Annotated in this window: 18 protein-coding genes; 11 read left to right on the top strand and 7 right to left on the bottom strand. The window is 69.7% G+C overall.

Annotation, left to right across the window (positions count from 1 at the left end):
- Positions 1-12 precede the first annotated feature (12 nt).
- Positions 13-879, bottom strand: coding sequence for an NAD(P)H-binding protein (locus tag CSX12_RS01250; protein ID WP_124894580.1), 867 nt, complete (start codon positions 877-879; stop codon positions 13-15).
- 73 nt (positions 880-952) lie between these two features.
- On the opposite strand from CSX12_RS01250, the gene CSX12_RS01245 reads away from it, so the two are divergent.
- The gene (locus tag CSX12_RS01245) at positions 953-1,678 is read left to right on the top strand and encodes a WYL domain-containing protein (RefSeq protein WP_124894579.1); all 726 of its coding nucleotides are present in this window, start codon (positions 953-955) and stop codon (positions 1,676-1,678) included.
- Positions 1,679-1,703: 25 nt separating this feature from the next.
- On the opposite strand, the gene CSX12_RS01240 is transcribed toward CSX12_RS01245, so the two are convergent.
- Positions 1,704-2,063, bottom strand: a complete 360-nt coding sequence (locus CSX12_RS01240; protein WP_124894578.1) for a hypothetical protein — start codon at positions 2,061-2,063, stop codon at positions 1,704-1,706.
- A 158-nt stretch (positions 2,064-2,221) separates the two neighbouring features.
- Between CSX12_RS01240 and CSX12_RS01235 the strand changes: the two genes are divergently transcribed.
- A complete protein-coding gene (locus tag CSX12_RS01235) occupies positions 2,222-2,602 on the top strand; it encodes a VOC family protein (RefSeq protein ID WP_124894577.1) in 381 nt (126 codons plus the stop codon).
- 10 nt (positions 2,603-2,612) lie between these two features.
- Here CSX12_RS01235 and CSX12_RS18420 read toward each other — a convergent pair whose 3' ends face one another.
- From CSX12_RS18420 to CSX12_RS01220, 4 genes are all read right to left on the bottom strand, one after another.
- Positions 2,613-2,771 carry a hypothetical protein gene (locus tag CSX12_RS18420; RefSeq protein WP_164479514.1) on the bottom strand — a complete coding sequence of 53 codons (159 nt, stop codon included), beginning with the start codon at positions 2,769-2,771 and terminating at the stop codon, positions 2,613-2,615.
- Positions 2,772-2,806: 35 nt separating this feature from the next.
- Positions 2,807-3,568, bottom strand: coding sequence for a 3-keto-5-aminohexanoate cleavage protein (locus tag CSX12_RS01230; protein WP_241160528.1), 762 nt, complete (start codon positions 3,566-3,568; stop codon positions 2,807-2,809).
- A 5-nt stretch (positions 3,569-3,573) separates the two neighbouring features.
- On the bottom strand, positions 3,574-3,801 hold the full coding sequence (locus tag CSX12_RS01225; RefSeq protein ID WP_124894576.1) for a DUF2188 domain-containing protein: 228 nt from the start codon (positions 3,799-3,801) through the stop codon (positions 3,574-3,576).
- A 93-nt stretch (positions 3,802-3,894) separates the two neighbouring features.
- Positions 3,895-5,076 carry an aminotransferase class I/II-fold pyridoxal phosphate-dependent enzyme gene (locus tag CSX12_RS01220; RefSeq protein ID WP_124894575.1) on the bottom strand — a complete coding sequence of 394 codons (1,182 nt, stop codon included), beginning with the start codon at positions 5,074-5,076 and terminating at the stop codon, positions 3,895-3,897.
- 151 nt (positions 5,077-5,227) lie between these two features.
- Here CSX12_RS01220 and CSX12_RS01215 point away from each other — a divergent pair, with 151 nt between their 5' ends.
- The 9 genes from CSX12_RS01215 (at position 5,228) to CSX12_RS01175 (ending at position 16,740) form a co-directional block, all read left to right on the top strand.
- Entirely contained in the window at positions 5,228-6,250 is a 1,023-nt protein-coding gene (locus CSX12_RS01215) for a LacI family DNA-binding transcriptional regulator (protein WP_124894574.1), read from the top strand.
- Between the two features lie 323 nt (positions 6,251-6,573).
- Complete coding sequence (locus CSX12_RS01210) at positions 6,574-7,689, top strand: ROK family protein (RefSeq protein WP_124894573.1); 1,116 nt, start codon at positions 6,574-6,576, stop codon at positions 7,687-7,689.
- A complete protein-coding gene (locus CSX12_RS01205; protein ID WP_124894572.1) occupies positions 7,686-9,524 on the top strand; it encodes a class I mannose-6-phosphate isomerase in 1,839 nt (612 codons plus the stop codon). Before CSX12_RS01210 ends, CSX12_RS01205 begins: the two co-directional genes overlap by 4 nt.
- Before the next feature lie 134 nt (positions 9,525-9,658).
- A complete protein-coding gene (locus CSX12_RS01200; protein WP_124894571.1) occupies positions 9,659-10,927 on the top strand; it encodes an ABC transporter substrate-binding protein in 1,269 nt (422 codons plus the stop codon).
- Positions 10,928-10,935: 8 nt separating this feature from the next.
- Positions 10,936-11,811: a sugar ABC transporter permease gene (locus CSX12_RS01195; RefSeq protein ID WP_124894570.1), complete on the top strand. Its 876-nt coding sequence runs from the start codon at positions 10,936-10,938 to the stop codon at positions 11,809-11,811.
- Positions 11,811-12,623 carry a carbohydrate ABC transporter permease gene (locus CSX12_RS01190; protein WP_124894569.1) on the top strand — a complete coding sequence of 271 codons (813 nt, stop codon included), beginning with the start codon at positions 11,811-11,813 and terminating at the stop codon, positions 12,621-12,623. The genes CSX12_RS01195 and CSX12_RS01190 overlap by 1 nt, the downstream gene beginning before the upstream one ends.
- Before the next feature lie 36 nt (positions 12,624-12,659).
- Positions 12,660-14,795, top strand: coding sequence for a hypothetical protein (locus CSX12_RS01185; RefSeq protein WP_206427116.1), 2,136 nt, complete (start codon positions 12,660-12,662; stop codon positions 14,793-14,795).
- A gap of 44 nt (positions 14,796-14,839) precedes the next feature.
- Entirely contained in the window at positions 14,840-16,015 is a 1,176-nt protein-coding gene (locus CSX12_RS01180) for a DUF4185 domain-containing protein (protein ID WP_164479513.1), read from the top strand.
- Positions 16,012-16,740: an SGNH/GDSL hydrolase family protein gene (locus CSX12_RS01175; RefSeq protein ID WP_124894567.1), complete on the top strand. Its 729-nt coding sequence runs from the start codon at positions 16,012-16,014 to the stop codon at positions 16,738-16,740. The genes CSX12_RS01180 and CSX12_RS01175 overlap by 4 nt, the downstream gene beginning before the upstream one ends.
- A gap of 312 nt (positions 16,741-17,052) precedes the next feature.
- On the opposite strand, the gene CSX12_RS01170 is transcribed toward CSX12_RS01175, so the two are convergent.
- A complete protein-coding gene (locus tag CSX12_RS01170) occupies positions 17,053-17,508 on the bottom strand; it encodes a VOC family protein (protein WP_124894566.1) in 456 nt (151 codons plus the stop codon).
- Positions 17,509-17,549: the final 41 nt, after the last annotated feature.

Raw genomic sequence — 17,549 nt, 5'->3', positions numbered from 1 at the left:
ACCGGCGTTTCGTCACACCCCGAGCAGCTCCTCCCGCGCCCAGGACCGCAGCGTGGTCGGCGTCGTCGTCACGACGGAACGCTCCTGTTCCGGGGTGAAGTCGTCGCGCAGTCCGGTCGACATCCCGAGCACCGCATCCGCCATCGCCGGCGGCATCCCGGCAGACAGCAGCGCCTGCCGCATGTCGTCGTCCTCGATGCGTTCCACGACCACTTCGCGCCCGAGCTCGTGCGTGAGGATCTCGGCGACCTGCGGCCAGCTCAGATCCGCAGGACCGTGCACGGCCTGGACGCGCCGGCCGGTCCAATCCCGGTTGAGCAGGGTCAGCGCCGCCACCTCGGCGATGTCGCGCGGCGCTACCCAGGGCATCCGCGCCTCGAGAGGCAGCACGGTCTGCAGCCGTCCGGCCTCCAGCGCCTCCTGGTCGAGCAGCAGGTTGCTGAAGAAGTACCCGCAGCGCAGGTGGGTGACGTCGATGTCGAGGGCATCGAGCGCGAGCTCGGTCGCCGCGAGACCATCGATCTCTCCGGCGCCGTGACGCTTCTCCGCACCGACACTGCTCTGGAACACGACCCGCCGGATCCCGTTCGCCTCGACCGCGCGCACGAGGGCGTCGGTGGCGCGGTCGTAGTCGGCGAGCGGGTCGTCGGACATGACGGACGGATCCACCCAGTACAGGGCATCAACGCCACGGGTCGCAGCGACGACCGCGGCCGCGTCCTGCGAGTCCGCGGTCGCGATGTCGACATACGGCCGCAGCTTGTCGGCGATCCGGTCGGGATGCCGCGTGAGCAACAGCGGGCGGGCGCCGGCTCGCACCAGCATCCGCGTCAGGTGGCTGCCGACATTGCCATTCGGGGTGGTGACAGCGATTCGCATGATCGTCCTCTCGTCGATGTCCGACCACGGTAAAGCCAGATACGGCCTGATTCTGGCCGCATCCGGAGCGATGATGGATTCCGTGGAGTCACCCTCGAACCGCACCCTGCATCTGCTCTCCCTGCTCCAGACCGGCGGCGAGTGGAGCGTCGTCGAGCTCGCCGAACGCCTCGACGCGAGCGCCCGGACCGTGCGCCGCGATGCCCAGCGCCTCCGCGACCTCGGCTACGACATCCACTCCCGTCCGGGTCCCGGCGCGGGATACCGGCTCCGCCCCGGAACGAAGATCCCGCCGCTGCTGCTCGACGCCGACGAGGTCACCACGATCATCACCAGCCTGCTCGTGCTCGAAACCTGGAGCCCGGAAGACCCTTCCGCGGCGGTCGCACGAGGCAAGCTCGAACAGGTGCTTCCGCCCGCGCTTCGTCGCCGTGCGGCCGCGACCGCGCTGTCCACACAGATCCTCCGCGCCGACCCGGCGCCGGTCGACTGGGCGCTCGCCGGACTTCTCGCGGACGCGGTCGCGCAGGGCGCGCGCATCGCCTTCGATTACACCGACCAGCACGGCCGGGAGACGCAGCGGGTGATCGAACCGCACCGCCACTTCCTCCGCCGATCCCACTGGTACGTCGTGGGATTCGATGTCGACCGCGACGACTGGCGGCTGTTCCGACTCGACCGCATCCGCTCCGCACGGACGCTTCCGAGCACACATGCGGAGCGCGAGTTCCCGTTCGCGTCGATCGAGTCCTGGCTCGCGAGCGACTTCGGTCGCGCGGAGCAGGGAGCGGACGGCTGAGCCGGGGACTCCGCCTAGGGGCGGGCTAGGACGCCGGCGGACCGGCGGTGGCGCGCTTCTCCGCGAGCACCGCCGTGGCGATGGCGACGGCAACCGTGCCCAGCAAACCGCTCCCGAGCAGCGTGAGTCCCGCCGGCCAGACCGTGAGGAACGTCACGTCGACGAAGCCACCGCCCGCAGGGGTCTCTTGGGCGATCGTCCCGTTCGCGGTCAGGGCGATTCCGACGATCAGCGCCAGCACCGGCAGCACCCAAGAGATGGTCCACGAGAGACGACGGAGAAACCTCTGCCGCTGCTGCCAGTCCTCGGTTTCGAGGTCGACCACGGCAGCGTGCTCCGCGGCACGATCGTCGGCCGGGGCACCGGACTCGGACGGAATGCTCATCCCCGCACCCTACGGAATCGCCACGACATCCCGGGTCCCACGCGCCGGCCATCTCCGCAGAGTACCGATATGCGCGCGTCCGCGGTCCGCCCCTGAGCACGATCCCCGGGTCGATGCAACCCCGTGGATCCTCGCCGCGCCCGACCTAGGCTGACCGCATGTTGAAGATCGTGTCGATCGTCCTCCGCGTCCATGACCTGCCCGCCCAGGCCCGGTTCTGGAAGACCGCGCTCGACTACGTGGAACGGGACCCCGCCGAAGACGACTGGGTCATACTCAAGCCGCGCGACGCCGAGACCCCGTGCATCGCCCTCGACGCTCACCACTCCGAACGGGTGCTGCCGCCGCGCATCCACCTCGACATCTACGCCGAGGACCAGGCGGCCGAAGTCCGTCGGCTCACGGAGCTCGGCGCGCTGGAGGTGCACTGGGACGGCCGCCCCGCCGACGCGGACTACGTCATCATGGAAGACCCGGAAGGGAACCGCTTCTGCATCGTCGACCGCCCGGACTGGGCTGGGTGGGACGGCGGGCGCTGAGCAGGCCCGCTCACACCGGACCGGGCCGTCCTTCCCGCTCCATCGCCTTCCGGTGGGATGTCAGCGCGGCGCGCACAGCCGAATAGATCACCAACCAGGCGACGACGACCCCGACCAGCAGATACCCGAGGTTCATGAGGAGGATGGCGAGAAGCGAGTCGCTGAACATGGGCCCAGGATGCCGCATCCACCGAGCCGTCGGGATCAGACGCCCCGCATCCGCCCGACAGCGGCCCGGACGAGCGCGGCATTGCCCGGGGCGGTGCTCCCGTCGGGGAGCAGGAGCGTGTCCTCGAGGCCGATCCGCGAATCCCAGCCGCCCTGCACGGCGACGTCGAACGCGGGCCAGGTCGACCCCTCCTCGCCATGCAGCAGGATCGGGACCCCGGGTTCTTCCAGCTCGACGTGGGCGATCATCCCCTCGGCGTGATCACGCACGGTCTCGGCCGCCTCATCCGGAAGCTCGATCAGCACGCGCAGGCACTCCCCGCGAACGGGCGACCGCCTCCACACCTCGAAGCCCGCGGCGTCCCACAGCCCGGCCTCGACGCCGACGCCTCGCCGGAGCAAGACCGCAGCCACATCGTCGGCGCCGGCCTCGTGCCAGTTGACGGATGCGAAGTCGGGCAGTTCCTCCCAGGCCTCGATCGCCGCGAGACGCCGCGCGACGTCCGGCTCCGCCCAGGCCCCTGTGGTGACTCCGACCGGCACGTCGGGGCACGCCTCCCGCACAGCTCGCAGCCACCGCGCGACATCGTCGGGGGCGAGGCTGTCGCGGCCGGCGGCGTCCTTAGGGTGCACGTGCACCTCGGCAGCTCCGGCCGCGACGGCGCGAGCGGCATCCGCCGCGACCACCGTCGCATCCGCACTCAGCCACGGATGCTCCGCGATGTCGCGAGCGCCGTTGACGCATGCCTGCAGCAGCATGCCTCGTCTCGACAGGGTGGGACCGGAGCCGGACGCCATGCCGCTCAGCCGATCAGGTCGCGGGGGTGACGGTCGTAGACGCTGTCATCCGTCGACGGACCCTCCTCGGTGCGTACGCTGTGTGCGACCTGACGTGCGACGGCCGCACCGCGTCCGACCTTCACGGCTTCCTCCTGGGTCTCGAAGCTGCTGCCCAAGGTGTGCGATTCGCCCTGGATCCGGTTGAACCAGATCCCGTTGCGCTGAAAAGTCTCGATGTCGCCTGCGGCCATGCGGGGATCCCTTCTCTCAGATCCCTTTCTACGTCAGGCGACGGACATACGAGAGGCCCTTGACACCCTCGGCCCGCACGTCCGATATGCCGGTCAGGGCCTCGCTGCGCGCACGGCCTCGCCCATCGCGGCGAGCGCCTCCCGCAGGATCGGTCGCGGCGTCGCGAACACCACCCGCACGAACTCCTCGTACCCGCGTCCGAGCAGCCGGCCCTCCGTGAGCACGACTCCCGCCTGCTCCCGGAAGAACTCCGCCGGCGGACCGTCGATCCCCAGCGCGCTCGTGTCGATCCATCCGATGTACGTCGCCTCGGGCGCCCGGTACACCGCTCCGGGAAGGTGCTCCGCCACGAGCGTCGCCAGCTCCCGCCCCGACCCGTCGAGGTAGGCCGTCACGTCTGACAGCCAGGGCTTGCCCGCGCGGTACGCGGCCGTCGACGCCACGACGCCGAGAGTGGCCGCGCCGTGCTGCACCGCGAAACCGAAGCGCCGGTACAACTCCTGATCCGCATCGTTCGAGGTGATCAACTGCGCGGTCTTCAACCCCGGGATGTTCCAGGCCTTCGACGCACTCGTCCCTGTGACGGTGTGCGCGGCCGTCGCGTCCGACACGGACGCGTAGGGCACGAACGGCGCACCGTCGTACCGCAGCGGAGCGTGGATCTCGTCGGCGAAGACGCGTCCGCCATGCCGCTCCACCACCTCCGCGATCGCCTCGAGCTCCTCCCGCCCGGCGATCGTGCCGGTCGGGTTGTGCGGATTGCAGAGCACGAGAGTCCGCGCCCCCGCAGCGAACGCCTCGTCGATCCGCTGGAGGTCATGCTGCCAGCGACCGTCCACCTCGACGCCGGGCACCTCGATCACCGGATGCCCGATCGCAGGCAGGTATGTCAGGAACGGCATATATGCGGGAGTGGGCACGATCACGGGCGAGCCCGCGGGCGCGTACTCCTGCACCGCCACCCCGAGCGCTGCCATGACGTCGGACACCGGATGCACGCGCTCCGGGTCGACGGTCCAGCCGTACTCCTCGCGCATCCACCCGGCCGTCGCCTCCCCGAGCTCCGCGGCCTGCGGCGGCGACAGATAGCCGAGGTTCTCGTCGTCGATCGCCCGGTGCAGCGCCTCGGCGACCACGGGCGCCACACCGAAGTCCATCTCCGCCACCCAGGCGCCGATCCGTCCCGGATGCAGGCTCCACTTGCGGCTCTGCGGCCGGTCGAGCGAGATCCGCGTACGCGCATCGAACGGGTGGGACGGACAGTCGTCGGGCATGGCTCCTCCACGGCAGGGTCCGACCAATCTACGGACGGGCGCTCCGCCGTGCACGTCGCGTTTCCATCCATGACGTCGACTCCGCTCCCACGCGCGAGGGGCCGCTGGTAACGTTCCCTTGGATCGTCGGCACCACACCCCGGAGGGCAGTATGAGCGAACGCGCGCGCCGCCCCACCGTGAAGGAGGTGGCGGTCCGGGCCGGCGTGAGCCCGATGACCGTGTCTCGCACGCTCTCCGGCGGACTCAACGTCAAGCCCGACGTGCAGCAGCGCGTCATGGAAGCGGTCGCCGAACTCGGCTACCACCGCAACGAGAACGCCCGCAGCATCCGCCCCGGTCACTCCAGCGGACTGATCGGCGTCGCGATCACGAACATCGCCAACCCGTACTACAGCACCTTCGCGCTCGGCGTCGAAGAGGAGGCGGCCCTGACCGGACGCCGCATCCTGCTCGGCAACACCTCCGAGGATGCCGCCCGCGAAGCCGACCTCGTCGGCGACTTCCTCGGCCGCCGCGTGGACGGCCTGATCGTGGTGCCCGCCGGCACGACCTCCGCCCACCTCGCGCACTCCCAGAACCAGGGCGTCCCCGTGGTGCTCGCCTCCCGGCGCATCGACGGACTCGCCGCCGACAGCGTGGTCCTCGCCGACGACGACGGTGCCTATCGGGGAACGAAATCACTTCTCGATCGGGGCCACACCCGCATCGGCTACCTCGGCAACGCCCTGTCGATCTTCACCGGAGGACGCCGCTACGCCGGATTCGTGCGGGCCCTGGAGGAGCGCGGCGTCACCGTGGATCCGCAGCTCGTCGCGACGAACCAGCAGACCGTGGACCAGGCCCGCGAGGCCACGCGCACCCTGCTCGACGCGGAGCATCCACCCACCGCCATCTTCTGCGCCAACAACCGCAACGCCATCGGTGCACTCAAGGAGATCAGCGCCCAGCTCGGCGACGGGACCAGAACGCCCGCGGACTTCCCGGAGATCGTGAGCTTCGACGACTTCGAACTCGCCGAGCTCTCGCCCGTGCCGATCAGTGTGATCGACCACGACCCTCGCGAGCTCGGACGCACCGCCGCACGGCTCCTCCTCGACCGACTCGACGGCGGCGAACGCGAGACCCCAGCCCGCGCCATCGAGCTCCCCGTGTCCCTCCGCGGCGTCCGCTGACTCCGGCCGTTCGGCATCGGGGGACGATTCCCCGAGGCCCGGACGAATCCCGGACGAAGTCGTAAAGGAAGGACGGGGGATCGTCCACCCCTCGGTCGATCGTCACCGGGAACAGGGGGGCGGCACGGGACTCTCCGGGGGCCGGTGTCTCCTCTTTCCGGGACCTCGGCCGGACAATGCCCCGAGGCCCGGACGAATCCCGGACAGAGTCGTGAAGGAAGGACGGGGGATCGTCCATCCCTCGGCGGATCGTCGGGTGAACGAAGGTGTTGACACCCGTCAACCTCGTTGATAACGTTACCAATCATCGACGAGGAGGCCGGATGGAGCTGTGCATCGATTTCGGGGGCACCGAGATCAAGCTCGCCGTGATCGACGGCCACCGTGTGCTCGCCTCGGGAGGCATCGCGGTGCAGGGTGGTCCGTCCGACCTCGCCGCCGCGGCCGTCGAAGCGCGCCGTCTCCTCGAGCAGACCGGCGCGCCGGAGGCCGTCGGCATCGCCGTGCCCGGGGTGGTCGAACCCGGCACCGGGCGGATGCTGCACGCCAACGCGAAGTACGACTTCCTCCGCGACCTCGACCTCAGCGCGTGGTCCCTCGCCGAGTTCGGAGTCCCGGCGGCGGTGGAGAACGACGCGCGCGCAGCCCTCATCGGCGAGACCTCGACCGGCAGCGCCGCGGGCACACGCGACGCGGTGCTCGTCACTCTCGGAACCGGGATCGGCACGGCTGTCCTGATGGGCGGGATGCCGCTCCGCGGACGGACCGGGCATGCCGGGATCCTCGGGGGACATCTCACGGTCGACCTCGACGGACCCGTCTGCCCCTGCGGCAACATCGGCTGCGGGGAGGCCCTCGCGAGCACGTGGGCGCTGGGCGCTTCGACGGGGGACGACTCTTCGGCCACCCAACCGGAGGACGAAGCGGCGCACGTGGGGGGCGCTTCGACAAGCTCAGCGACCCAGGTCCAAGACTCCGCGACCCAGGACCAAGACTCCGCGACCCAGGACCAAGAATCACCGACCCAGGACCGAGACTCCGCGACCCAGCACCAAGAATCACCGACCCAGGACCGAGGCTCGGCGACCCGGGACCAAGGCTCGGCGACGCAGGCGGGGCGGGTCACGATGGCGGAGGTGTTCGCGGGGGAGGCGCACCGGGAGATCCGGGAGCGGTACCTGCGGGTGTGGGGCGCGGTCGTCACGTCGCTCGTGCACTCGTACGATCCGGCGGTCGTGATCCTCTCGGGCGGCATCCTCCGAGCGGGGGACGCCGTGAGTGCACCCATCGAGGCGTACGTGCGCGCGCACCTGTGGCCGTCGCTGACTCCGCCCCGTTTCGTCGTCCCGCCGGAACCCGAGCTCTCCGTCGCGCGTGGACTCAGCGTCCTCGCCCGCGCCGGGCACCTTCACACCGCAACACCGCAGGAGGAACAGTGACCACCCCGATCAGCGACATGCACGAAGGGCACACGACCCGAGGTCGCTACGACACCCAGCCGACCGTGGCGCTGCCGGAGGGGGAGCGCATCCTCCGCGGTGCGGACGCATGGACCGCCGCCGCCGAACTCGCCGAGGCCTGCGCCCGCGTGACGGGCACCGCCCCGGTGCTGCTGGTCGACACGTACCCGGGCGTCGATGTCGAAGCCCTCACCGTGCAGGTGCGCGGGGCCCTGCCGGACTGGACGCTCGTCGACGTCGAGGTCGCCGCACGCCCGGTGGCGGAGGTCGAGCAGCTCATCGCGCCGAACCTCACGGACGACCGGGTCTTCGGCGTCATGAGCCACTTCACGCTCGACGACTTCTACGACGCCGGACAGCTCGACACCCTCGCCTCCTCCCTCGCCGACACGCCGACCGTCGTGATCGGGTGGGGTGCGGCACTGCTCGCCCCGCGCCTGGCCGGTCCGGCCGCGACGGTGCTGGTGGACATGGCCCGGTGGGAGATCCAGCTGCGTCAGCGGAAGGGCGCGACCAACTGGCGGGCTGCGAACCCCGACGAGGACAACCTCCGCAAGTACAAGCGCGGCTTCTTCGTCGAGTGGCGGGTGGCCGACCGCCACAAGCGCGGCCTGTTCGACACGGTCGACTTCGTCCTCGACGGCAACGCGATCGCCCCGGCCGAGCAGCACCCCGACTCCCCCGAGGCGGGCATGATCACCGGCGCCGCGTTCCGCCAGGCGCTCAAGGATGCCGCGCACCGGCCGTTCCGCGTCGTGCCGTTCTTCGACCCCGGCGTGTGGGGCGGGCAGTGGATGAAGAACCTCATCGGCCTCGACCCCTCGAAGGACAACTACGCCTGGTGCTTCGACTGCGTCCCCGAGGAGAACTCCCTCCTGCTCGAAGGGGAGGGCGGCGTGGTCGAGATCCCCGCGCTGGATCTGGTGTTCAGCCGCCCGGTCGACCTGCTCGGACCGAAGACCTTCTCCCGCTTCGGGACCGAGTTCCCGATCCGGTTCGACTTCCTCGACACCATGGACGGCGGCAACCTCAGCCTGCAGGTGCATCCGCTGACCGACTACATCCAGAACACGTTCGGCATGCACTACACGCAGGACGAGAGCTACTACATGCTCGACGCGGGAGACGACGCGGTGGTCTACCTCGGCACCAAGGAGGGCATCGACCGCTCCGAGATGCTGCAGGACCTCGCGACAGCCCAGGACGGCGAGCATCCGTTCCCCGCCGACAAGTACATCAACTCGTTCCCGGCCCGCAAGCACGACCACTTCGCGATCCCGGCCGGCACCGTGCACTGCTCCGGAGCGGACTCCATGGTGCTGGAGATCTCGGCGACGCCGTTCATCTTCACCTTCAAGCTCTGGGACTGGGGCCGCGTCGGCCTCGACGGCATCCCGCGCCCCGTGCACCTCGATCACGGGGCCCGCAACATCCAGTGGGACCGCGACACCAGCTGGGTCGGCGACAATCTCCTCGACCGGGTCGAGACCATCCGCACGGACGGAGACGTGATCGAGGAGAGCACGGGCCTGCACGAACTCGAGTTCATCGAGGTGCGCCGGCACTGGTTCTCCCAGGGCGCCGACCACGACACCGAGGGCACCGTCAACGTGCTCAATCTGGTCGAGGGGGATGAGGTCAGGGTCGTCAGTCCCACCGGCGCCTTCGAGCCCTTCACGATCCACTACGCCGAGACGTTCATCGTCCCGGCGGCCGTGGGGGCGTACCGGATCGAGCGCACCGAGAACGCGCGCAGCACCCGCTTCGCGACCGTCAAGGCGTACGTGCGCGGTTCGCGCACGAGCGACAACTGAACACAGCACCTGCAATGCCGCACCACCCGAACGCAGGGGCCTCCTTCCCAGGAATCCCTTGCACCGCACTCATCACCTTGGTAGCGTGAATCCAGATTTCTGGTAACGATACCAAACGAACAAGGGAGTTCTGAATGATTTCGCGACGCAAGATCGCCGCCGCCGCGGCCGGTCTCCTCCTCGGCAGCCTGGCGCTGGCCGGCTGCTCCGGCGACTCCGGATCCGGAGACGGCGGAGAGGTGACCGGCACGCTGAACTTCTACACCGACAAAGCGGCGTGGAAGCCCGACTTCGAGTCGCTCAACGAGGTCAGCGGCGACGCCGTCGACATCACCCTCAAGACCACCGGCTACTCGGACGCCAACCAGTACGACGCGTTCATCAAGCAGTCGTTCCGCACCGACAAGTCGCCCGGCCTGTTCACCTGGCACACCGGCGATTCGCTGAAGCAGCTGGTCGACGAGGGGCTCGTCGCCGAGACCACCGACATCTGGAGCAAGGCGGTCGACGAGGGCTGGGTGAGCGAGGACCTGCGCGACAGCTACACGTTCGACGGCAAGCAGTACTGCGTGCCGATGAACATCGCCTACTGGATCATGTTCTACAACAAGGCCGCCTTCGCCGACAACGGCATCGAGGTGCCGACGACGTGGGACGAGCTGAACACGGCGGCGGAGACGCTCAAGGACGCCGGGGTCACCCCGTACTACCAGACCAGCGTGCTGTTCACCTTCCAGTGGTTCCAGCACCTGGTCGCCTCGACCGACCCCGATCTGTACGAGGGACTCACCACGGGCGAGGTCAAGTACACCGACCCGGAGATCGTCGACATCATGAACGTCTGGCTCGAGGAGCAGCAGAACGGCTGGTTCAGCGACGCGGGCAGCACGACCGATCCCGCCGTCGGCCTGAAGCAGGGCGACTACGCCATGATCAACTTCGGCACGTTCTTCGCGGGCAACCTCGAGGGCGCGGGCATGACCTCCGACGACTACGGGATGTTCGCCATCCCCGCCGTGAGCGACGACCTCGATGCCACCCCGGTCGCCGTCGAGTCGGGTCCGATCTGCACGGCCGAGAACTCGAAGCAGCGCGTCCTCGGACTCGCCTACGCCGAATGGTGGATGTCGCCTGACGCGCAGACCGCGTGGAACGACGCCCACGGCGACGTGGCGTTCAACCCGAAGGCGAAGGTCTCCGACCCCGCGCTGGCCGAGATCGGCGAGCAGATCGCCGGTGACGACTACATGCTCTACGACCGGTTCTTCGAGGCCATGCCCACCGAAATCGTGACCACCGCGATCGAGCAGTTCGGCGCGTTCAACGCCAACCCGGGCGACCCGATGCCGTTCCTGGAGAAGATCCAGGCCACCGCCGACAAGTACTGGGCAGAGCAGGAGTAAGCGGGCGGATGGCGCACCAGAAGACGCCGTACCAGTGGTCCGCCCGGGGCTTCGTCGCCCCGGGCGTGATCCTGGTCGCGATCCTGCTCTACCTTCCGCTGCTGTGGACGGTGTTCCTCAGCTTCACGGAGTACAACGGCCTCGGCAGCCCCGACTGGATCGGGCTCGACAACTACGTCGAGATGTTCACCGACGGCGACTTCGTGGGCTCCGCGATGAACACCGTGCTCTGGGTGATCGGCACCCTGATCATCCCGGTCGGCATCGGCCTGGCGATCGCGCTGCTCACCTGGAACCTCGGCGGCGGCATCTGGCTGCGCCTGCCCTTCCTGATCCCCTACGCCCTGTCCGGCATCGGCGTCGGCGTGGTGTGGTCGTTCATCCTCTCCTCCGGCGGGGCGCTCGACCAGGCGCTCGCCGCGTTCGGCGTCACCGATCCGCCACGGTGGCTGCTGGATGCTCCGCTGAACACGATCGTGATGATCATCGCCTCGTCGTGGCAGGGCGTCGGCGTGAACGCGCTGCTGTTCACGATCGGCCTCCAGGCCATCCCGAAGGAGCCGCTGGAGGCCGCGCGCATCGACGGGGCCGGCGGGATCCGCCTGTTCACCAGCATCCTGTGGCCCATGCTGCGTCCGCTGACCGCCGTGGTCGTCGGACTCTCGATCGTCGCGAGCCTGAAGACGTTCGACATCGTGTGGGGCATGACCAAGGGCGGACCGGGCACCGTCTCGGAGACCCTCGCGCTGACGATGTACAAGGAGACGTTCGTGAACAGCGACTACGGACTCGGCTCCGCGATCGCGGTGTTCCTCACCGTCATCACGCTCCTCGCCTCCGTGCTCTACCTGCGCCAGCAGCTCTCCCCGAAGAAGGAGATGTGATGTCGAAGTTCATCCGCACCGCCGTGCTCGTCATCCTCGGGATCGTGTGGCTGCTGCCGGCGTACCTCCTCGTCGTTAACGCGATGAAGGACCCGCTCACCTTCACCTCGAAGGAGTCCTGGATCCCGACCGACTTCCACCTCTTCGAGAACTTCGCGCAGGCGTTCGAGCTCTCCGGGCTCGGCAACAGCATCCTGAGCACCCTCATCTACTCGATCGTCTCGCCGACCATCGCCGTGCTCGTCGGCGCGGCGGCCGGCTTCGCGATCGTGGCACTGCGTCTCAAGCGCGGGTTCCTGTGGTTCGTGGTGATCTTCGGCGGCACCGTGTTCCCGCTGCAGATGGTGCTGCTGCCGCTGTTCGACGCGTACTCGCGCATCGGGCTGTTCGACACCCGTGTGGGCATGGTCATCATCTACACGGTGATCTCGATCCCGTTCTCGGCGTTCGTGATGCGCAACTTCTTCACCGGCGTCGCGCACAACGTGTTCGAGGCCGCGGTGCTCGACGGAGCGACCACCTGGCGCATCTTCGCGCGGCTCTACCTGCCGATGGCGTCGAGCGCACTGGTCGCGATCTTCATCCTGCAGGCGACGTTCGTGTGGAACGACCTGCTGCTCGGTCTGACGCTCAGCCAGTCCGACGACATCCGTCCCATCATCACCACCCTGTCGGGCATGCAGAGCACCTACGGCGGCGCGCAGATGTCGGTCGTGCTCGCCGCGGCCGTGCTCGTCTCGCTCCCCACGGTGGTGCTGTTCCTGTGCACGCAGCGGTTCTTCGCCAAGGGCCTCGCGCTCGGGCAGTACTGACCCCCACCCCGCCGCCCCTCCGCCGCGAAAGGCATCATGCATCCGCTCATCCCCACCGTCGAGGATCTGGCCGCCGATGCGGTCACGCACCACTATGACGACATGATCGCGCCCTCGGGCCTGACGAACATGCTCGGCACCGTCCGCGTCGACCATGACCTCACCGCCCTCAACGCCGTGCAGTTCCCGCCCGTGTCGCAGGGGCTCACCCAGACCGCTGTGCTGTTCGTCGACGGGCGGCTGTTCGCGTCGTACGGCGTCCCGGTGACGCACGAGTGGCGCCCGGACCGGGTGGTGCGACGCGCGACCGTGGGGGAGCTGGAGATCGAGACGACGACGGTGTGCGTGCCGGGGCGGACGGCGGTGGCGATCGACATCGCGGTGCGGAACACGGGCGAGCGAACGCGGGAGGTGCGGATCGGGCTGTCGGCCGCGGCGCGGGTGACCCGGTCGGCGGCGGCCTGGCTCGATGCGGAGTCTCCGTCGGAGCGCGACAGCGTGCTCGTCGACGGCGACCGGCTCGTGTTCGCCGCGGCGGACGATGCAGCCTGGAGCGTGCAGGGACTGGTCGGCGGATCGGCGGCGCTGAGCGGAGTGGCCGACGCCTCGGCAGGGTCGGCGCCCCCGGAGTTCGACGTCGGCATCGGCGGGAACGGGCGCGGCGGCGACCTCGACGTGACACTGTCGGTCCCGGCCGGAGGCGCCGAGCGCACCGGATATGTGCAGGCGGTCGGACTCTCGGAAGCCGAGGCGGCGGAGACGTGGATGGCGGTCGCCGCGGACGTCCCGGGTGCGGTCCGGGCGGCGGAGGAGTTCTGGAACCGGCAGCTGCGCGCCGCCTTCGACCCGGACGACGACGAGTTCTCCGGTGCACTGCCCGTACTGGAGACCGCCTCCGCTCCCCTGCGTCGCCTGTACTGGTGGGCGGTGCTGGGCGTGATCTGGTTCCGCCGCGACTTCGCGGGCAACGTGCTCGGCCGGTCCTACGACACCCTCATGCCGAACTACTGGGGCACCACCACGTTCATCTGGGACTACAGCCTCAGCTCGGTCAGCCATGCCCTGCTCGACCCCGCCGAGATGCGCACCCAGGTGCGGCACTGGATCTCGCTCGACATCCACTCGCACTTCGGCACCTCCTCGCTCACCGGCGGCCCGGTCGGGCGCTGGTACTCGGTGAACGACTACGCCATGACGCGCCTCGTGCACGACTACGTGCGCTTCACGGGCGATGCGGCTTTCCTCGACGAGGTGGTCGCCGACGAGACGATCGCCGCGTCGGTGCGGCACTGGGCGACCGCATGGAAGGACCTGCGGCAGGACAGCGCGCTCGCGGACTACGGCGAGATCGACAACCTCCTCGAGTGCGTCAGCTCGTACACGCACGAAGTCGCCGGGCTCAACGCCGCGAACGTGTGGAGCATGCGCACCGCCGCCGACCTCGCCGACCTGCAGGGCGATGAGACGGCATCCGCTCGCTTGCGCGCCGAGGCCGACGCACTGCTGCCGGCCGTGATCGACCGCTACCTTCCCGGCACGGGAGTCTTCACCGCGGGTCAGCCCGACGGCACCCGGCTGCCCGTGCGGCACTGCTACGACTTCAGCGTGGTCGGCACCACCATCGCCGACGACCTGGCGCCGAGCGTGCGCGATGAGATGGTCGCGTTCTTCCAGCGCGAGCTGCAGACCGAGAACTGGATGCGCGCGCTCTCGCCGTGGGATCCGGATGCGAGCTACAGCGTGCGCCCCGACCATCAGTGGAACGGCGCCTACCCCGCATGGCCGGCCGACGCCGGACGCGCGCTCGCGGCCCTCGGCGCCCCCGGCGTGCTCACCGACTGGATCGAAGGGCTGTCGCGCACCGCGAACCAGGGCCCGATGGGGCAGGCGCACTTCGTCGAGGAGGCCGTGCCGGGGATCCACGGCGGCGCCCGCAAGGCTCCCCCGCAGCTGCCGTACATCATCGACTGGGCGTGCTCCTCGTCCGGTGCCTGGATCGAGCTCGTGATCGAAGCGCTGTTCGGGATCTCGGTCGCCGCGGACGGGACGGTGCGCGCGGCGGGCTGCGTCGCGGCGCTCGACCCGCACGCCCTGCTGCGCGGCCTGCGGGTCGGCACGCGCACCTACGACATCGACGCCTCCGGAGGCATCACCGAAGCTCCCGGACGGTGACCGGCACCACCGAAGCAGTACCCGAACACGAAGGAGTGATCGACATGAGAAGACGCACGATCGCGGCGACCCTCGCCGCGGCATCCCTCTGCGCCGGCGCGCTGTTCGCCGCCCCGGCGACCGCAGCCGTACCGACGGGAGGCGGACACGGCGGAGGCCACGGCCCCGGTCAGTGCTCCCTCGTCGACAAGACGCTCACGGCGACGGCGAGCGTGGATCAGAGCCTGACCGACGCCTTCACGACCTACGGCGACACCGGCGGCGCATGGACCGGCGGCGACAGCACGTACTCCCTGCCGCTGGGCAAGGGGAAGACGGGCTGGTTCTTCTCGGACACCTTCCTCGGCACGGTGAACCCCGACGGCTCGCGCCCCACCGACTCCCCCTTCGTGAACAACTCGGTCGTGGTGCAGGACCGTCGCGGCACCCTGACCACCATCACCGGCGGCACCCCCGACGACCCGGCCGGCATCATCCCGCCCGAGCCCGATGGCAAGTGGTACTGGATCGGCGACCCGACACCCGGCCGTGACGGGACCGTGCAGGTTCCGCTGCTGCAGTTCGCCCGCACCGGCACCGGCCAGTGGGACTTCGCCTGGACGGCGAACCGGCTCGCCACGCTCGACGGCGACACCCTGCAGCTGGAGTCCATCGTCGACCTGCCGTCCGCGACGGGCATCAACTGGGGGTCCTGGACGCTCGAGGAACGCGGCACCACGTACATCTACGGCATCGCGGATCCCGGCGGCGTGCGGTCGGCCTACGTCGCGCGCGCGCAGGACCGGAACGGCCTCAAGGGCACGTGGACGTACTGGAACGGCACGGGATGGTCGGCGGCCGAGACGGATGCGGTGCCCGTGGTGCCCTACGTCGCCAACGAGTTCAGTGTCGCTCCGTTCCGCGACGGCTACCTGCTGGTGACGCAGGACACGTCCGAGCTGTTCAGCACCCGCATCGTCGCGCGCACCTCGTGCTCGCCGACCGGACCGTTCACCGACCCGGTCGAGCTGTACCGCACGCCCGAGACCGGTGCCCTCGGCAGCTACGGCGACCCCGACGTGTTCACGTACAACGCGCACGAGCACCCCAACCTGCGTCAGGGCAACCGCATCCTGGTGTCCTACAACGTCAACACGTTCGACAACGTGGGCGACGTGTACGACGACGCGTCGATCTACCGTCCGCGGTTCATCGACGTGCAGCTCAGGGTCACCGGATGACGGACGACCGTGCGGCGCTCCGGGGGCTGCTCGCTTCCGGGGCGCCGCTCACCTGGGTGCTCACGGGCGACTCGATCACGCACGGCCTCATCCACACCCGCGGTGCGCGGAATTACGTCGACCACCTGCATGAGCTCATCCGCGGCGACCTGGGGCGCGTGCAGGATGCCGTGATCAACACCGCGATCACCGGATGGCGGGCGGATCTGATCCTGGACGACTTCGACCGCCGCGTCGCACACTGGCGGCCGGACGTGGTGACCCTGATGATCGGCACGAACGACTGCACCACGCAGTGGCTGGATCCGGTCATCGAGACCGCGGAATTCGCCTCGTCGGTCACGGATTTCGTGCGCCGGGTGCGCGCTCTGGGGGCCGTACCGGTGCTGCAGACGCCGCCCACCGCAGACCTCCGGCATGCCCCGGACCGCGCCAGGATCGGCGAGTTCGCGCAGGCGATCCGGGACGTGTCCACGCGGGAGGGTGTGATCCTCGTGGATCAGTTCGCCGCGTTCGCGGAGTTCTCCGCCGGGACCGGCCCCGGCAACGACGACATCGCCTGGGGACTGCTCGACGACGCGTTCCACCCCAGCGCCGCCGGCCACGCCCTCCTCGCGCTCGGCCTCGCGGAGGAGCTCGGGCTCGGCCTCCCGGACTCCCGCGTGCGCACGGACCTCGCCGCGCGCGTGGCCCTGGCCCGGCACCCCGCCTGGCCCCCCGCCTGACGCCCGCCGCCCCCTGCCCCGCCGGGACGGATGTCGGACCGTGGCCTGCCCCGCCGGGACGGATGTCGGACCGCCCCCTGCCCCGCCGGGACGGATGTCGGACCGGTCACCGGAGCCTGCGGACACCTGTCGGGCCGCGGGACGGATGTCGGACCGGATGGGCCCGAACCCTCCGGCATCCGTCCATCCGCCCGACATTCGTCCCGCCCGACATCCGTCCGACCCGACATCCGTCCGGTCCGACATCCGTCCCGCCCGACATCCGTCCGGTCCGACATCCGTCCCGTCCGACACCCGTCCACGGAGGAGGCGTCAGGGCTGCACGTCGAGGACCCAGGTCACGCCGAAGCGATCCGTGAGCATGCCGAAGCCGGGCGACCAGGCCGAGGCGGCGAGCGGCTCGATCACGGTCGCACCTTCGGCGAGGGCGTCCCAGGACGACCGGAGCTCGTCGAGCGAGTCCGAGCGCAGGGACTGGAAGAACGTGCGGTCGGTGATCGTCGCCCCGTTCTCGCGCGTGGTCGTCCCGGCCGTCGCCGCGGGGTCGGCGTCGTCCATTCCCGGGATGTCGTAGGCCATCAGGCGGATGCCGCCCGGAGCGTCCAGCTGCCCGAAGACGAGCTTGTCGAAACCGGGCGCGCCCTCCGGCAGGCCGAACTGTCCGTAGGTGGCGGCGGTGACCGTGCCGCCGAACACCGACCGGTAGAAGTCGAGGGCATCCCGAGCGGTGCCGCGGAAGTTGAGGTGGGTGGTCGTGGTGATGGTCATGACTGTCTCCTTGTGTCGCGGCCCGCCGTTCGGACCGCTCT

It is taken from the genome of Microbacterium sp. Y-01, from assembly GCF_003856715.1.
GTDB classification, from domain to species: Bacteria; Actinomycetota; Actinomycetes; order Actinomycetales; family Microbacteriaceae; genus Microbacterium; species Microbacterium algeriense.
Note: the sequence above shows the minus strand (reverse complement) of the source record. Positions and strands in the feature narration are given on the sequence as shown.

Coding starts and splice junctions, on each gene's coding strand:
- CSX12_RS01250 (WP_124894580.1), bottom strand. CDS start 879: ATGCGAATCGCTGTCACCACCCCGAATGGCAATGTCGGCAGCCACCTG.
- CSX12_RS01245 (WP_124894579.1), top strand. CDS start 953: ATGGATTCCGTGGAGTCACCCTCGAACCGCACCCTGCATCTGCTCTCC.
- CSX12_RS01240 (WP_124894578.1), bottom strand. CDS start 2,063: ATGAGCATTCCGTCCGAGTCCGGTGCCCCGGCCGACGATCGTGCCGCG.
- CSX12_RS01235 (WP_124894577.1), top strand. CDS start 2,222: ATGTTGAAGATCGTGTCGATCGTCCTCCGCGTCCATGACCTGCCCGCC.
- CSX12_RS18420 (WP_164479514.1), bottom strand. CDS start 2,771: ATGTTCAGCGACTCGCTTCTCGCCATCCTCCTCATGAACCTCGGGTAT.
- CSX12_RS01230 (WP_241160528.1), bottom strand. CDS start 3,568: ATGGCGTCCGGCTCCGGTCCCACCCTGTCGAGACGAGGCATGCTGCTG.
- CSX12_RS01225 (WP_124894576.1), bottom strand. CDS start 3,801: ATGGCCGCAGGCGACATCGAGACTTTTCAGCGCAACGGGATCTGGTTC.
- CSX12_RS01220 (WP_124894575.1), bottom strand. CDS start 5,076: ATGCCCGACGACTGTCCGTCCCACCCGTTCGATGCGCGTACGCGGATC.
- CSX12_RS01215 (WP_124894574.1), top strand. CDS start 5,228: ATGAGCGAACGCGCGCGCCGCCCCACCGTGAAGGAGGTGGCGGTCCGG.
- CSX12_RS01210 (WP_124894573.1), top strand. CDS start 6,574: ATGGAGCTGTGCATCGATTTCGGGGGCACCGAGATCAAGCTCGCCGTG.
- CSX12_RS01200 (WP_124894571.1), top strand. CDS start 9,659: ATGATTTCGCGACGCAAGATCGCCGCCGCCGCGGCCGGTCTCCTCCTC.
- CSX12_RS01195 (WP_124894570.1), top strand. CDS start 10,936: ATGGCGCACCAGAAGACGCCGTACCAGTGGTCCGCCCGGGGCTTCGTC.
- CSX12_RS01190 (WP_124894569.1), top strand. CDS start 11,811: ATGTCGAAGTTCATCCGCACCGCCGTGCTCGTCATCCTCGGGATCGTG.
- CSX12_RS01185 (WP_206427116.1), top strand. CDS start 12,660: ATGCATCCGCTCATCCCCACCGTCGAGGATCTGGCCGCCGATGCGGTC.
- CSX12_RS01180 (WP_164479513.1), top strand. CDS start 14,840: ATGAGAAGACGCACGATCGCGGCGACCCTCGCCGCGGCATCCCTCTGC.
- CSX12_RS01175 (WP_124894567.1), top strand. CDS start 16,012: ATGACGGACGACCGTGCGGCGCTCCGGGGGCTGCTCGCTTCCGGGGCG.
- CSX12_RS01170 (WP_124894566.1), bottom strand. CDS start 17,508: ATGACCATCACCACGACCACCCACCTCAACTTCCGCGGCACCGCTCGG.